The sequence below is a fragment of the bacterium genome, assembly GCA_024228115.1.
GTDB lineage: Bacteria > Myxococcota_A > UBA9160 > UBA9160 > UBA6930.
Genome location: JAAETT010000371.1, coordinates 40,606 through 54,903, shown reverse-complemented (window position 1 = coordinate 54,903; position 14,298 = coordinate 40,606). Strand labels below are relative to the sequence as shown.

General features: G+C 65.4%; 16 protein-coding genes. 11 read left to right on the top strand and 5 right to left on the bottom strand.

The features are described 5' to 3' along the window. The coding region (locus GY937_16480; protein ID MCP5058301.1) for an electron transfer flavoprotein-ubiquinone oxidoreductase at nucleotides 1-1,562 on the bottom strand (1,562 nt) is incomplete at its 3' end. Between the two features lie 186 nt (nucleotides 1,563-1,748). Here GY937_16480 and GY937_16475 point away from each other — a divergent pair. Beyond that, entirely contained in the window at nucleotides 1,749-2,045 is a 297-nt protein-coding gene (locus GY937_16475; GenBank protein ID MCP5058300.1) for a YfhL family 4Fe-4S dicluster ferredoxin, read from the top strand. On the opposite strand, the gene GY937_16470 is transcribed toward GY937_16475, so the two are convergent. Further along, nucleotides 2,008-3,243: an MFS transporter gene (locus GY937_16470; GenBank protein MCP5058299.1), complete on the bottom strand. Its 1,236-nt coding sequence runs from the start codon at nucleotides 3,241-3,243 to the stop codon at nucleotides 2,008-2,010. The genes GY937_16475 and GY937_16470 overlap by 38 nt on opposite strands. Before the next feature lie 50 nt (nucleotides 3,244-3,293). Between GY937_16470 and GY937_16465 the strand changes: the two genes are divergently transcribed. Further along, on the top strand, nucleotides 3,294-4,253 hold the full coding sequence (locus GY937_16465; GenBank protein MCP5058298.1) for a hypothetical protein: 960 nt from the start codon (nucleotides 3,294-3,296) through the stop codon (nucleotides 4,251-4,253). A 13-nt stretch (nucleotides 4,254-4,266) separates the two neighbouring features. Here GY937_16465 and GY937_16460 read toward each other — a convergent pair whose 3' ends face one another. The 3 genes from GY937_16460 to GY937_16450 all read right to left on the bottom strand — a co-directional run bounded on the left by GY937_16460 (nucleotide 4,267) and on the right by GY937_16450 (nucleotide 7,192). Then, nucleotides 4,267-4,908, bottom strand: coding sequence for a TetR/AcrR family transcriptional regulator (locus GY937_16460; GenBank protein ID MCP5058297.1), 642 nt, complete (start codon nucleotides 4,906-4,908; stop codon nucleotides 4,267-4,269). Next, nucleotides 4,905-5,651 carry a prolipoprotein diacylglyceryl transferase gene (locus GY937_16455; protein ID MCP5058296.1) on the bottom strand — a complete coding sequence of 249 codons (747 nt, stop codon included), beginning with the start codon at nucleotides 5,649-5,651 and terminating at the stop codon, nucleotides 4,905-4,907. Before GY937_16455 ends, GY937_16460 begins: the two co-directional genes overlap by 4 nt. A 110-nt stretch (nucleotides 5,652-5,761) precedes the next feature. Beyond that, nucleotides 5,762-7,192, bottom strand: coding sequence for a PAS domain S-box protein (locus tag GY937_16450; GenBank protein ID MCP5058295.1), 1,431 nt, complete (start codon nucleotides 7,190-7,192; stop codon nucleotides 5,762-5,764). A 524-nt stretch (nucleotides 7,193-7,716) separates the two neighbouring features. On the opposite strand from GY937_16450, the gene GY937_16445 reads away from it, so the two are divergent. The 9 genes from GY937_16445 (at nucleotide 7,717) to GY937_16405 (ending at nucleotide 14,239) form a co-directional block, all read left to right on the top strand. Further along, complete coding sequence (locus GY937_16445; protein ID MCP5058294.1) at nucleotides 7,717-8,193, top strand: lytic transglycosylase domain-containing protein; 477 nt, start codon at nucleotides 7,717-7,719, stop codon at nucleotides 8,191-8,193. Between the two features lie 17 nt (nucleotides 8,194-8,210). Continuing rightward, nucleotides 8,211-9,068, top strand: coding sequence for an alpha/beta hydrolase (locus tag GY937_16440; protein MCP5058293.1), 858 nt, complete (start codon nucleotides 8,211-8,213; stop codon nucleotides 9,066-9,068). Continuing rightward, nucleotides 9,065-9,550, top strand: coding sequence for a cyclic pyranopterin monophosphate synthase MoaC (moaC, locus tag GY937_16435; protein ID MCP5058292.1), 486 nt, complete (start codon nucleotides 9,065-9,067; stop codon nucleotides 9,548-9,550). Before GY937_16440 ends, moaC begins: the two co-directional genes overlap by 4 nt. A 125-nt stretch (nucleotides 9,551-9,675) precedes the next feature. Beyond that, nucleotides 9,676-10,341 (top strand): sigma-70 family RNA polymerase sigma factor, encoded by a 666-nt coding sequence (locus tag GY937_16430; protein MCP5058291.1) that lies wholly within the window; start codon nucleotides 9,676-9,678, stop codon nucleotides 10,339-10,341. Next, a complete protein-coding gene (locus GY937_16425) occupies nucleotides 10,338-11,126 on the top strand; it encodes a zf-HC2 domain-containing protein (GenBank protein ID MCP5058290.1) in 789 nt (262 codons plus the stop codon). The genes GY937_16430 and GY937_16425 overlap by 4 nt, the downstream gene beginning before the upstream one ends. Nucleotides 11,127-11,276: 150 nt before the next feature. Then, nucleotides 11,277-12,464, top strand: coding sequence for a hypothetical protein (locus tag GY937_16420; GenBank protein MCP5058289.1), 1,188 nt, complete (start codon nucleotides 11,277-11,279; stop codon nucleotides 12,462-12,464). A gap of 36 nt (nucleotides 12,465-12,500) precedes the next feature. After that, the gene (locus GY937_16415) at nucleotides 12,501-13,262 is read left to right on the top strand and encodes a JAB domain-containing protein (GenBank protein MCP5058288.1); all 762 of its coding nucleotides are present in this window, start codon (nucleotides 12,501-12,503) and stop codon (nucleotides 13,260-13,262) included. 33 nt (nucleotides 13,263-13,295) lie between these two features. Beyond that, entirely contained in the window at nucleotides 13,296-13,643 is a 348-nt protein-coding gene (locus GY937_16410) for a TIGR02266 family protein (GenBank protein ID MCP5058287.1), read from the top strand. Between the two features lie 128 nt (nucleotides 13,644-13,771). Beyond that, nucleotides 13,772-14,239, top strand: a complete 468-nt coding sequence (locus GY937_16405; protein MCP5058286.1) for a single-stranded DNA-binding protein — start codon at nucleotides 13,772-13,774, stop codon at nucleotides 14,237-14,239. Nucleotides 14,240-14,298 lie beyond the last annotated feature (59 nt).

The window sequence follows — 14,298 nt, the reverse complement described above, 5'->3', positions numbered from 1 at the left end:
TGGTGGATGAAGAGCTGCTTCTTTCCGGGCGTCTCCGGGTCGTCCATCATTTCGTAGACGGCGGCCGGGCAGAAGCTCACGCAGGGGTTGCCGTACTCCTCGGTGCAGACGTCACTGCAGAGATCCTTGTCGGCCACGACCAGATGCGAGGGTTGGTCGGCTTCGTGGGCGGTGCCGGAGAAACCGACGAGGTGTTCCTTCGAGAAGGTGAGCACGCCGTCGAACTCGAATTCTTCCTTGACGCGCTTCTCCGGAGGCAGTTCGGAGAGCTTCGTGTAGGCCTCGTGGCCGGCGTGGAAGGTCGGCATGCCGAGCAGGCCTCCGCCGTCGGTGAGGAAACGCCGGAATGGTTCGTTCAAGGCCGTGAAGGCGAAGCTCGAGGCGAACGAAGCGTGGTGGGTGCGCGTCTTCCAATGTTCTTCGAAGGCCCAGCTTTGTCGATAACGCTCGGTGTAGCCGCCGAGTGTGACGGACGTGAAGTCGTCCGCCTGCACGGCGTCGGCGATCGTCTCCGCCGCCATCATCCCGGACTTCATCGCCAAGTGAACGCCCGAGAGTTTCTCTCCGTTGCAGAAGCCCGCCGAATCGCCGATCAGCAACGCGCCGTCGGTGTAGAGCTTCGGCATCGAGGTGAGGCCGCCAATCGGGATGGTCTTCGCTCCGTACCGAACCAGCTCCGCACCGTCGAAGAGCTTCCGGAAGAAAGGGTTCGTCTTGACTTTTTGGGCCCGCAGGTGGGGGTCGAGGAACGGATTGGAAGACTCGAGCGCCGTCACCACGCCGAAGGAAACAAGGTTGTCTTGCATGTCGTAGAGAAACATGCCGCCGAAGGCGTCGATCAGATCAAGTGGCACCATGCCGTGCACGACCCGACCCGGTACGTGGTTTTCGGGCTTGACCCGCCAGATTTCCTTGATGCCTGTCTCGAAGATCTGTGGGTTGTCGCCTTCGAGACCGAAGCGGGAGACCAGCTGCTTGGTGAGCGAGCCGCGGACGCCTTCGCCTAGCACAGTCACCTTGGCCTGGATGTCCATGCCGGCCTGGAAGGTGCCCTTCTGTTTGCCGTCCTTGTCGATGCCCATGTCGCCGAGTCGGACGCCAACGACCTTGTCGCCCTCCAGGAGCAACCGATCCCCAGAGAACCCGGAGTAGATATCGACGCCGAGTTCTTCGCATTTTCCGGCCAGCCACTTCGCCACCTTGTTCAGAGACGCAACCATATAGCCACGCTTTGCGAATTCCGGTGGGTTGATCGGGAGGCGGAAATGGTAGTTCGGCAGGAAGACGTGAGTCTGCGGCTTGTCGCAGACGAACTCGAGGGGGAACCCCTGGTCGAGGAAGTCGGGCATGAGCTCTCGGATGCCGCGGGGGTTCACGCAGGCTCCGGACAACATGTGGTCACCGACTTCGGCGCTCTTCTCGATCACCAGCACGGCCGGTGCCTCGATGCCCCGTTCTTCGCAGGTCTTCACCAGGTGATACGCCGAGGCCAGCGTCGCCGGGCCGGCGCCGACGAAAAGGACATCGACCTCCATAATCTCGCGTTCGATGGGGGCGTTCATCGGGGTCCTCCGGCGTATCCAGGGAAACGGAACAGCGGCCGGACCATAGGGCAGGGAGGGGCGTTTTCAAGCGACATCGAGGGGCACCAATCTGCCCGGAGCCGGAATTTCCCGAGCGACGGCGGGGCGTTGACCCCATAGAGCGCAATCCCTAAGGTGCGCCGCGCGCCAGGAGGAGCCGAGCGGATGTCCACGATGATCACCGAAGAGTGCATCAACTGCGGCGTATGCGAACCCGAGTGTCCGAACGAGGCGATCAGTGAAGGCGAAGAGACCTTCGTGATTGATCCGAAGCTCTGCACCGAATGCGTCGCCTTCCACGAGACAGAGCAATGCGCTGAGGTCTGTCCCGTCGATTGCTGCGTACCGGATCCGAACAACGCCGAGGAAGAGGCTCTGCTCTTCACCAGGGCCCAGGAAATCCACCCGGACAAGGCGTCGGATTTCACTCTCTCGGTGGAGACGTCTCGCTTCCGTCAGTAGCGCTGCCTGGCTGCGGCAATAGTTGCCCGCGTAGCCCAGCGAAGAGCACGAGCGCTGCGACCATCATGGCGCCCGCTGCCCAGAAGGGGGCACCGAGGCCGACGGTCGCCATCAGCTGGCCGCCGCCCCACGCGCCGACGATGCGCCCGGCTGTGCCCATCGAGTTGCTCTGCCCGAGGAGTTCCCCGGCTTCCTCCGCACGGCAGACCTGGGAGTAGAGGCTGGTAAAGGCCGGGAAAGCCAACCCATTGCCGACGGCGATGATCGGGCCCAGCACGTAGAACCAGCCGTAGCTCGGTGCCATCGGAACGCCGAGGAGGCCCGCGGCCATGAGAGCCAGCCCCGCCACCACCAACGAGAACTCGGTGGCGAAGAGCATCAGCCGACGCAGCAGGACAGCCTGGGTCAGCACCAGGAAGATGCCGATCCACCCGAAGATCAGCGCGGCATCCAGCTCGTCTGCGCCGAAGCGTTTTCCGAGATAGAGGGTGATCATGGCTTCGAGCACCGAAAAGGCGCTGAAGAACGCGAAGAAGAGCAGCAAGTAGAGCCCGACGCGACGATCTCGCACATCGACCATCAGGCGGAGGGGCGCCGGGATCAGGCTGCGCCCGAGGTCGCGCAGGGGCGGGCGCGCCAGCTCGGCAGGGCGTGACTCGTCGAGGGCGAAGACCGCCAGCACGCCATTGGCGCCTGCCAGTAGCGCGACGGCGTAGAAGGGCGCCTGCTCGTGGATGATGGCGAGGCCGCCGCCGAGCATGGGCCCCATGATCATGCCGGCGCCGAACGCCGCGCCGATCAGCCCCATCCCGCTGGCCCGTTCCGAGGGTGGGGTGAGATCCGTGACCACGGCCTGGGCCGTGCCGACGCTGGCGGCGAAGAATCCGGCAAGGGCCCGGGCCAGGTAGACCGTCTCGATGTCCCGGGCCATGGCCAGTAGCACGAAGGACGCGGCGGTTCCGAACAGCGAGACCAGCAACACGGGTCGTCGCCCGAGGCGATCCGAGACCCAGCCCCAGAACGGAAGGAAGAGCAGCTGCGCCAGGGCATAGATCGCCAGGATCAACCCGACCTGGACCGGGTTGGCACCCAGGCGGCTCGCGAACAGGGGAAGCACCGGGATCAGCACGCTGAACCCGACGAAGTCGATCAGGATCGTCGTGAAGACGACCCCGAGCAGGGTCCGGCGGCTCGTCATCGAAGTGCGTCGCTTGCCTGAAAGGAGACCCGTCTACCATACTGCGACCCATGCGGACGATCGACTCGACCCTGGTCGATATTGCGCGCGATTTCCTGATCGCCCACCGGGCCCTGCGCCAGGTGGCGGCTCGCCATCACAACGGCGAGCTGCGTTTCGAGGAGGTCGTCGAGCTGGTCGGTGATGACGAGAAGAGCGTGCTCTTCCGCCTGAAGGAGTGCTGTCATCGCGTCTTCCGCGCGACGGATACGGACGCGGAAATCGGCCCCGGTGCGCTTTTCGATCTGGCCATCGGTTCGCTCTTCCATGAGGCCATGAAGTTCCGGGAGAACGTCTACACCCGGGATATCTACGGCCCCCGCGTCTCGGCCCTCCGAAAAGCAGGCGTTGACGACGAGGGTGGCTTGCTTCGAGAGTTCGAGAAGATCGTCGCGGAATCCGGAGTGCGGCTCGAGGAGTCGCTGGTCGAAGCCGAAACCCTGCTCCGCCAGACGACGGGCCAGTTCCGCGTGCTGCTCGTCGCCAATGCAAGCAATCCCTACGTCACCCGCTTCCTGATCGCCCAGGCGGACGACATCGAGGGGGTGATGGGGAAGCCGCTCGACCAGGTGCTCTCGGACATCCACGGCAGCGCCTCCGCGGGCTACGCCCAGGCCGCAGAATCCTATTTGTCGAGCGGATTCTTCGAGGCGGGTGTGGGTGCGCTCGAGAATGCCGGCCGGCTCGGGCATTCGCCCGAGGAAGTCTTCCGCCTGGGGGCCTACGCCCAGGGCATGCAGGCTTTTCTGGAGGGGCGCTTCGCGGACGCCATGGCCTCGCTTGGCGCCTGGTTGGATGCGCGGCCCGGTGAGGGGGACGCTCATTTCGCGAGGCTCGCATTCTCGGCGCTCTCGCGGGTGGGCCAGTTGATCGGAGAAGAGGGTGAGCCAGCTCTCAGCGATGGCGCGGCGGCCCTGGCGGAACGGATCCGCGCTGAAGTGCCATTCGAAGACGAGGCGTCTACCGCCTGAAGAAGGCCGCCGTTCAGAGGCCGGTCGCTGCTTCCGGGTCGACAAGGATTGCCCGAATCACGAGCGCGCGAATCTCCTTGGCGCGCCACTTCACCATATCGGCGGTGAAGAGACTATCGACCTCGAAGATCGCTGCGCCGAGGGGCCCGGTTGCATAGTGGAAGACGGTCGCACCCAAGGTGCTCGTGAGCAGATGCCGAGCAGAGCAGCGCACGAACACGCCTTGATCCATGCCGCCCTTCAGGAAGGTGAGGAGCCTCCCGATCAGGCGCCGGATCGGGCCCCCCAAGAGTTCGCTGCCGGTGATCTCGTAGCTGTCCATGAAGACGCGGATCAGCACCTGGGCGTAAGTGGGCCGTTCCGCCAGGAGGGAGTTGAGCCGATCCACGACCTCGAGCACGCGCTCCACGTGGCTGGTGGGCTTGTCGAGGACGTCCGCGACATGCTGGTCGAAGACTTCCATCATCCCGGCCAATACAGATTCGAAGAGCGCGGCCTTGCTCGGGAAATAGTAGTAGAGAGCCGTCTTCTGAACACCGACCTGGCTGGCGATGCGCTGCAGGTGGGCGCCTGCATAGCCACGCTGAGCGAATTCCGCCTCTGCGATCTCGAGGATCTTCTGTCGGGTGTCGCCGCTGCGGCGCTCGTGGGTCATACAGGAGCCTCTGAGGTTTGGCTGCGATAGTACACCCATCCGCCTGCGCCTAGCACCACCAGGGCCACACCGATCCATTGAGGCTCCGTGAGGCCGAGGGCCACCTTCGGGTTGATGCGAAGCATCTCGATGAAGAAGCGCCCGAAGCCATTTGCCATCAGGTACTCGCCGAAGATGAACGGGCTGGTCTTGCGTCGGCGCCACAACAACGCCCCGGCGAAGACCAGCCAGACCACTTCGTAGAGCTGGGTCGGGTGGACCGGGACCATCGTCGGCGGAGCACCCTCCGGAAACGCGACGCCCCACCACCCATCCGTGGGCCGACCGTAGTCGTCCCCGACCAGGAAGCAGCCGACGCGGCCGAAGGCCTGGCCGATGAGGGCCGCGCTGGAAACGCAGTTCGAGATCATCAGCGTCGAAATGCCGTGAATCCGGGTCCCGATCGTGACCGCCAGGGTTCCACCGATCAGGCCCCCGTACCAGGTGATGCCGGCCCGGTTCAGCAAGGCGTCCATGAAAGGCATGGATCCGAGCGCCCACTGGTCGACGGCGAAGTAGAGCTTCGAGCCCAGGACGCCGCCCACCATCGCGTAGATGAGAATCGTCGATGCAAGCTCGGGATCTTCGCCGTACTCGGCGAGGCGCTTTCCGACGATCCAGGCGGAGACCAGGAAGCCAACCGCCATCATCAGCCCGAAGGTGCTGATCGGGTAACCAAAGACTTCGAACAGGACGGGGTACACGTGGGAGGCCTCCGGCCGCCGAGGCTACGGGAAGCCCTTCGATTGGCAAGCTGGGCCGCCCCAGTCAAATGGCTTCGATGGGTCTGGAGCGGCGGAAGCCGGGCGGGAATTCAGGCGCTAGGCAGCTCGACGTGGAATGTGGCGCCGTCGCCGGGTCGGCTCTCCACCCAGGTTCGTCCGCCGCGGGATTCGGCGATCTTCTTGACGATCGCAAGCCCCATGCCGGTACCGCTGCCGTTATGCGAACCGCTGTGGAAGATCTCGAAGATCCGCTCGTGCTCATCGGCCTCGATGCCCACACCGTTGTCCGAGACGGAGATGCGCGTCCCCTCTCCGAAATGCTCGATGTCGACCTTGATACGTGCCTCGGGGCCCGGGCCCATGTGCCGGAGCGCATTGCCGACGAGATTCGAGAAGAGCTGGTAGAGCCGGGTGCGTTCGAAACGCAGCATCGGCGGGTCGGTGGGCAGATCGAGCAAGACGCGTTCTTCGTCGAGCCGCGGCTTCAGCTCGGCCTGGAGCTGAAGGAGCACGTCGCGAGGATCTATGAGATCCCGGGGCGCGTCGTTGACCCCGATGCGGGAGAGTTCGAGGAGCTCCTGGATCAGCGATTCCATGGTCCGGCCGGCTTCCTCGATGCGTTGGAGGAAGTGCTGCCCCTTCTCACCCAATGCCGGCGCGAAATCCTCACGCAACAACCGTGAGAACCCCAGGATCGAGACCAGCGGCGAACGCAGATCGTGGCTGACGGCGTGGACGTAGTGCTCGAGCTCCTCGTTCTTGCGCGAAAGGTCGCGCTCGAACTGGCGTCGCCGGGTGATGTCCTGCACATAGGCGACGGCACCTATCTGGGTACCGTCTCGTAAGGTCAGTCGGCTCACCGATACGGAGACATCGAGCGGAGAGCCGTCCCGACGCCGCACGGAGAGTTCCATCCCTCGGAGTGACGTGTGATCCGCAAGCGCTGAGGCGAGCGAATCCAGATCCTGCTGCGCGTTGAAGAACACGGCCAGCGGCTGGTCCACCAACTCCTCATGGGACCAACCAGAGAGTTCGAGCATGGCGGGATTGGCGTAGGTGACGAAGCGGCTGCGATCGACCACGATGACGCCGTCGGGAGCGCTATCGAGCACAGCGGCCAGGTAGCGAAGGGTCGAGGCCAGTTCCTCGACCCGGTCTTCGCCGTGCCGGAAGATCGCGACCACCGAGCCACAACCCGGGGCTACGCGCGCGGCGGAAACCGTCGCGCGAACCGGCTCGCCGCCGTCATGGACCAGGGACACCGGCTCACCGGAAATCTTGCCCTCGCTCTCGAGCGTCGCTTCCAATCGGGCGCGGTCTTCGGCGCGAGCCACCGAATCCAGCCAATGCATTCCCTCGAAGCTTTGGCCACCACCGCAGGTACTGGTGAGGGCATCCGACATCCACAGGATCTGACCCTGTGCATTCATCAGCGCAATCCAATCATGGAGCGGGGCGAGGCCCTGGGCCAGGGGAAGGGTGGCTCCGACTTCGCCGCCCGTGTGTTCTGCTACTGCCACGCTCATATGTTGGTTTCGTTGCCTCACCAAGGACGTCCATCCGTGTTACCGGGAGTTTGCTCCCGTCGATGCCACGGAGTTTTCTTCTGATCCTTGAAGGCGACCCGCTGCAATCGCGCGGTTCGCCCCCAAAACCCCGCGTCCTGCGGGGGATTGGATGCTATCAGAGGCCGGAACCGGGGGTCAATCCAAACACTCATTTGGGGAATCACCCAATCGTTCGCGGAGGCCACTACCCATCAGATTCAACTCCTTTGCGCGATGGGTGTGTGGCCCGGGTCACGGACCGGTTCCCAGATATGGGACTCTCGCGAAGGCCAAGAACGTGCCCCCGGGGGACTTTCTGCTTTGGCAGCGCCCGGGTCCATTTAGTAGGTTCCGGCCCGCGCCGGTGGCAGCGAAAAAGGGCGCCCCCCAACATGACCCACTCAATCCACAGAACGTCTCTACGTCGGGGCCGATGGCGTGTCGCCCTCGTGGCCGTGGCTGCGGGTATGACGCTCAGCGGCTCTAGCGCGCCACGCATGGCCGCGGAGCCGACCCCGGAAGTCGCTGAGAACCTGGCGGTGGCCGCTGCGCTACCCAAGGCGATCCGTGGCGAACTCGTGCGGCTCAATCCTCATCTCGCGCCCGCATGGATCGACAGGATCCAGGCCGCGATCCAGGCAAGTAGCGACCGCCACGGGCTGGATCCAGCCCTGGTGCTGGCCGTCATCGAGGTCGAGAGCCATGGGCGGCCGGACGCACGCAGCCCGAAGGGCGCGCTGGGTCTGATGCAGGTGATGCCGTACATGATGCGGCCGATGGGCCTGGCCGGGAATGCAATGACCGTCGAGGCCAACATCGAGGCCGGCTGCATGATCCTCTCTGGCAACATCCAACGCCTGGGCGAGGCGGATGGCATCTCCTCCTACTTCTGGGGCTCCCAGATCCGCGGCGTCGGGTACCTGAACCGCGTGCGCGCCGCCCAGGAGCGCGTCGAGCGCGCTCTCACCTCCTAGCCCGGCCGGGCGCCAGGATGGCGAGCGCAGTAGAGGACGGGCCGCAACTGCGCCGCACCGAGACGACGGTCTCCGGTGCCGACGGCCTCAACCTCTTCCGTCGTACGTGGGTGCCGCCTTCCCCTGAACGGCTGGTCGTCCTGGTGCATGGCTACGCCGAACACAGTGGCCGCTACGAAGGCATGGCAAGCTGGTTGGCCCGCCGCGGCGCGGCCGTCAGTGCCTACGACCATCGGGGCCACGGCCGATCCGGTGGGCGCCGCGCTCACCTGCGAAGCTTCGCGGAGTACCTGGATGATCTCGCGAACATGCTCGAGCTTGCGAAGGCCGAACATCCGACGCTTCCGATCCATCTCGTCGGCCACAGCATGGGCGGGCTGATCACGCTTGCCTATCTGGTCGAGCGCAATCCGGTCATCAGCAGCGCCGTCACATCCGGCGCGGCGATCAACCCCGACGGTGTTTCGGCCGCTCGCGTCGCCGTGGCACGGGCCCTGCGAAGGGTCTGGCCCACGCTCCGAATCGGGAGCGGCCTGGATCTCGACGGCCTTTCCCGGGATCCGGCCGTCATCGAGCAGTACCTCGCTGATCCGCTGGTCTTTCGTGACATGACCGCATCGCTCGGGGCGGAGTTGATCGGCACTGCGGCGCGGATTGCACCTCGAGCTTCCGAGGTGAAAGTCCCGTTGCTGATGCTCCATGGAGAGGACGACGGCTTGTGCGCAGCGCGGGGCAGCCGCGAATTCTTCAGCGGGGTGGAATCCGAGGGCAGCGATCTGCGCATCTACCCCGAGTTGCGGCACGAGATCTTCAACGAGCCCGAGCGCGAACAGGTCTACACGGATTTGTGGCAGTGGTTGGAGTCGCTCGCTTGAGTGGCCCGCTGACCCATCTGGACGAGCAGGGCCGTGCCCGCATGGTGGATGTGGGTGACAAGCCCGTGACCGAGCGCGTCTGTGTTGCGCGCGCCGAGGTGGAGATGGCGCCCGAGACGCTGGCCGCCATCACCGAGGGTCGCGCGCCGAAGGGCGACGTCTTCGCGACGGCTCGCATCGCCGGGATCCAGGCGGCCAAGCGCACCGATGAGTGGATTCCCCTGGCCCACCCGCTGCCCGTGGAATCGATCGAGGTCCAACTCACACCGGATCCAGCGGCATCCTGTGTACGGGTGGAGGCCACCGTTCGCGCCCACGCCCGAACCGGAGTCGAAATGGAGGCGTTGGTGGCCGTCTCGGCCGCAGGCCTGGTCATCTACGACATGTGCAAGGCCATCGACCGCGGCATGACCGTGACCCACATCCGACTCGTCCAGAAGACTGGCGGCAAGAGCGGCGTGTGGAGCCGTCCCGGGGAGTGAGTCTTTTTCTTCGGCGTTGAATATCCCCCGGGGGAACGCGTCGAACGAAGGAGTTCCTTCATCCGTAGACAAGGGAAATTGTGGAACCATCTTGGTGGTCCTCGTGTCCCAAGGACGTGGCTTTCGTGACTCAACCGCTCTTGAACAGACCTTCTTCCCTCACCGCCCACCGGGTTGCCCCGGTGGAGAGCGTCGATCCCGATCTCGAGCTGATCGACCGCTGGCGCGATGGCGACAACCAAGCCTTCGAGGCTCTGGTTCGTCGCCACGAGCGCCGCGTATTCGGCCTGCTCCTGCGCATGCTCGGCAGCCGGGAGGAGGCCGAGGACGCCGCGCAGGACACGTTCCTCAACCTCCATCGTCACGGGCACCGCTTCCGGCGTGAGGCCCGCTTCTCCACCTTCCTGTACAGGGTCGCGATGAACGCGGCCCTGAACCGTCGTCGCAGCCTGGGCCGACGCCGCGCCCACATGGACGCCCTGGTCCGGGAACAATCCGGCGGCAGTGCGTTGCCCTCGGTGCCGCGCGGCCCGGAAGATTCGGCTGCCGGCGGAGAGATTCGCGATCGGGTCCAACAGGAACTTCAGGGCCTGCCCCCCGCACTGCGGGCGCCGGTCGTCCTCTTCGACATCGAGGGGCTCGCCTACGCGGAGATCGCCGAGGTGCTCCAGGTTGCGGAGGGGACCGTGAAATCTCGTATTCACCGGGCCCGAAAGGCGCTGAAAGAACGCCTGCGGGACCTGGTACCGGACGAGGGGCCGGCTGAACAGACGGAAGGCCTGCCCGCATGAGACATGCCAGCTGCGCCCGGCGCCTGAGCCAGTACGCCGACGGCACACTGTCCCCGGAAATCTGTCTTCGCATGGATGCTCATCTTGCGACCTGTTCGGAATGTCGGGCGGAGTTCTCCGAGCTGCGCGGCACCATCGACCTGTTAGGGACCCTCAGCAGTTCCTCCGCTTCCGCCGGCTTGCCGTCGGATTTTGGAGAGCAGGTGATGGCGCGGATCTCGGCTGGAGAGGCCGACCCCGGTGTCTTGGGCCGATTCGGTGACCAATGGCGACGCTGGATGGACTCGAGCATGGGCCCGCCATTAGTGACGGCTGCGTTTGGATTGACACTCCTGGTCCTGGTCCAGGGCGTCGAGGTCGAGGTTTCCCTGCCCGGTTTCGGATCCGCCGCATCCGCCGGGGCGGCCACGCTTTCGCTCGAAACCGCGGCGTCGGACCGGCCCACAGCGTCACCGGCTGCCAGCCCCCTGGCTGTTCGCCGACGTATCGTCCCGATCCCGGCCATGCCTCCCCTCGCGGCATGCCTGCGAGGTGCCGAATCCGGCTGCGGGCGTTGGCATGCCTGGCATGTCGGCCTTGGGATGCGCGAGCCCCGCGTATTCCTGCGCGAGGTCGAGAACGTTCCGGACCGCGCACGTGAACGCTGGTTGGCCGAGCTCTCCCGGTTTGCCGCCCATTCGGGCACCGCATCCGTGCTGGCCGCCCGGCTGCGAGAGAGCGGCGATCCGCGCGCCCACGGGGTGGCCACCCATTTCGAGCAGGTCGCCGCCATTCCGCGTCGCTGATCCGAGCCCGGGTCGCTGATCCGATCCCGGGTCATTGATCCGATCCGCGGGCAGCGTCCCCGAAAGCCCTGTAGCCTCCTCTCCCCGGTGGCGACCTGAGAGGACATGTTGAAGCGCGCTCGTCGAAGATCACGAAACCACATTTCGAGGGTGATGGCTGCGGCCGGGCTCGTCGTCGCCCTGCTCGGCCTCGCGCCTGCGTCGGCTGAGGAAACGATCCACCTGATCCCCGATGACAAGGCGGATTGGACCCCGGGCAATGTCTTCGGCTTCCTTCGGGCCTCGCATAACTACGGCGAGCGCTTCATCAAGGTCGAGACGGTGCCTTCAGGGGCTTTCCTCGACCTCTTCTACATCCGCTCCAATTTCCAGAAGCGCTACGAGCAAACAGAGGCGCCGGTCAAGGTCATCCTTCCCTCGCGAATCGAAGCCGGGCCTCGGGATGCCGTGATGATCCGAGCCTTCCTGGAGGGCTACCGCCAGAAAGAGGCGAGCATCCGTGTCTCCTCCAAACAGGAAACCCTGCTCCTCGAGCTCGAGCCCCTGCCCAACACGTTGGTTGCGGCCTCTCATGTCTACCTGGCAGGCCGCTCCTCGATGGCTTTCCTCACCAAGGAGGCTCTGACGGTTCGGGTCCAGAACCGCTCCGATGGGTTCGGCGTGATCCTCGCGGAGACGGCCAAGAGCGAGCAGGCGAGCGCAACCCTGGCGCAGGTGACCAGCCCGCACGTCGGGGGCGTGGAAGCCATCCAACTCGGTGAGGATCTGCTCGTGCGGGTGGAGACCCGGGACGCAGCAGGAGAGTACGAGCTGCGTTCCCGGCAGAGCCTGGACGAGTTGCGCGATCTCTACGTCTACTCGGTGGAACTCGTGCCCTCCGACGGCGGAATCGAAGCAGCGCGCAAGGCGCGAGCCGCCCTGGCCGAGATTGGCGCCGGCGAGGTGAATGGCTGCGCTGCGCGCTTCGATGAGAACCTGCGGACGGCGCTCGAACCGGCGGCACTCTCCCGGGCGCTTTCGGAGCGCGGGGCCTTCACCGATCGCTACGTGCGCGCCGCCATGAAGCGGCTCGGCGCGGTTTCTCCAGATGGACGCATACGCATGACCGATGGCTCCACGTTCCTCGGGTCGAGCGGGCTGGAGCTGGAGGCGGCGATGAGCCAGCCGGGCGAAGCCAAGGGTTTCCTGGCACTGCTGCGCGCATTCGTCGGTCGGGTCGAAGAGCCCGGCCACCGCCGCAGCACGTTGCGGGGGCTTCTGGCTCCCGAGCTTCCGCCGGACCAGTTCGAGGAGGCTTACGATCGTGCGGAGTCCGCCGAGAAAGCCTGCCGAGCCTGAACGGATTCCACTCCTCCGGTCCCACGGAGATCCGCCATGGGCGGGCGAGTTCGCGCGATCAAGGGCGCAGGGTCCACACACCGAGAACCGAGGGATGGGCCGCGTGAGCGTTTGCATGGACACGGTCCCACTGCGCTCGCAGACGCAGAGCTCGTGGCTTTGTTGTTGGGAACCGGTTCTGGTGGCCGCGGCGTACTCCAACTGGCCGAGGACCTTCTGGCCCCGGGAGGTTTGCGTGCACTCGCTGCAGCCTCGTCGGCAGAACTTCGTCGAACGCCCGGCGTGGGCGCTGCCAAGAGCGCAAGTCTGCTCGCTGCGGTCGAACTCGGCCGGCGCCTGGCGGCCCAGCGACTGCGAGAGGGGGATGCGATCCGCAGCCCGGAAGACGTCTTCCGTCACTTCCATTCGAGCCTGCGCGATGCCCCCCACGAGCGCTTTCTCGTTCTCCTGCTCGATGGCCGGCATCGGGTGATCCGTGAGGTGCTCACCTCCCAGGGCACCTTGACCTCGAGCCTCGTGCATCCTCGCGAGGTCTTCCGGCCAGCTCTCAGAGAGGGCGCTGCCGCCCTGGTGGCGGTGCACAACCACCCGAGTGGGGATCCGACGCCGAGCCCCGAGGATCGCCAGGTGACCCTGCGCTTGATCCAGGCCGGCAAGCTCCTCGGAGTGCCCCTGCTCGACCACGTGGTGGTGGCCGAGAGGGGATTCGCCTCTCTGCGGGAGGCTGGCGCGTTCGAAGAAGCGCCTGCTGGCGTCTTCGGTGCCGAATCGCATCCCCGCGGGGTTTCAGGCTCCTAAAGCCCCTAGAGGGTCTCGGTCGAAGAGAGGTTCATGGTGGAGGAAGCCCGGGAAGACATCCAGACGTACGTGGAGCAGCGCCAGTCGGCTCGTACTCCCGTCACCGTCCGGATCGAATACGAGACGGTGGACTCGTTGTTCTCCGAATTCACCCGCAATATCAACGAAGGCGGCGTGTTCATCGAGACCAAGAAGCCGTTGGGTCTCGAGGAGAAGGTGCAGCTGCAATTCCGGCTGCCCGGTGACGAGGAACCCGTGAAACTGAGCGGGCGCGTCGTTCGCGTGGAGTCGTCCGGGATGGGCATCGAGTTCGGCGAGCTCGATTCCACTGCGCGCGAACGCATCAACCAACTCGTCGTCCAGCTGCGAACCGACCGCTAGCCAAACGAGGAACGCTCCCTCGTAGAACGCTGTTCGCGGGTGCCAGGTGAACTTCAGTTCGCCATTGACGGTCCGCAGCAGGCACGGGATGATCGCGAGACACCCTCATTTGTCTCGGAGTGCCCCCCATGGCAGCAGGCGTCAACAAAGCGATCCTGATCGGAAACCTCGGCCGCGATCCCGAGCTTCGTTATACGAAGGGCGGCCAAGCCGTCGCCAACTTCACCCTGGCGACCAGCGAGTCGTACACCACCAAGGACGGTCGTCGAGAAGACCGCACTGAGTGGCATCGGATCGTCGTGTGGGGCCGGGTGGCAGAGAACTGCGCCCAATATCTCGCCAAGGGCCGGAACGTCTATATCGAGGGACGGATCCAGACCCGGGAGTGGGAGAACAAGGAAGGCCAGAAGCAGCGCACCACCGAGATCGTCGCGCAGAACGTCCAGTTCCTCGGCGGTCCTCGCCGCGAGGGCGGTGGAAGTCAAGGCCAGGGAGCCTCCGGTGGCGGAGACCCCGGCAGCAGCGGTGGCGCTCCCTCCGGCGGGGGTGGCGGGTTCGATCCCGGCGAGCCGCCGCCGAGCGACATTCCCTTCTAGCGCACAGCCGTCCCCGGCGGCCTACCGCCTCGTAGCTTGCCAGTGGCGTCGGGCTGAGT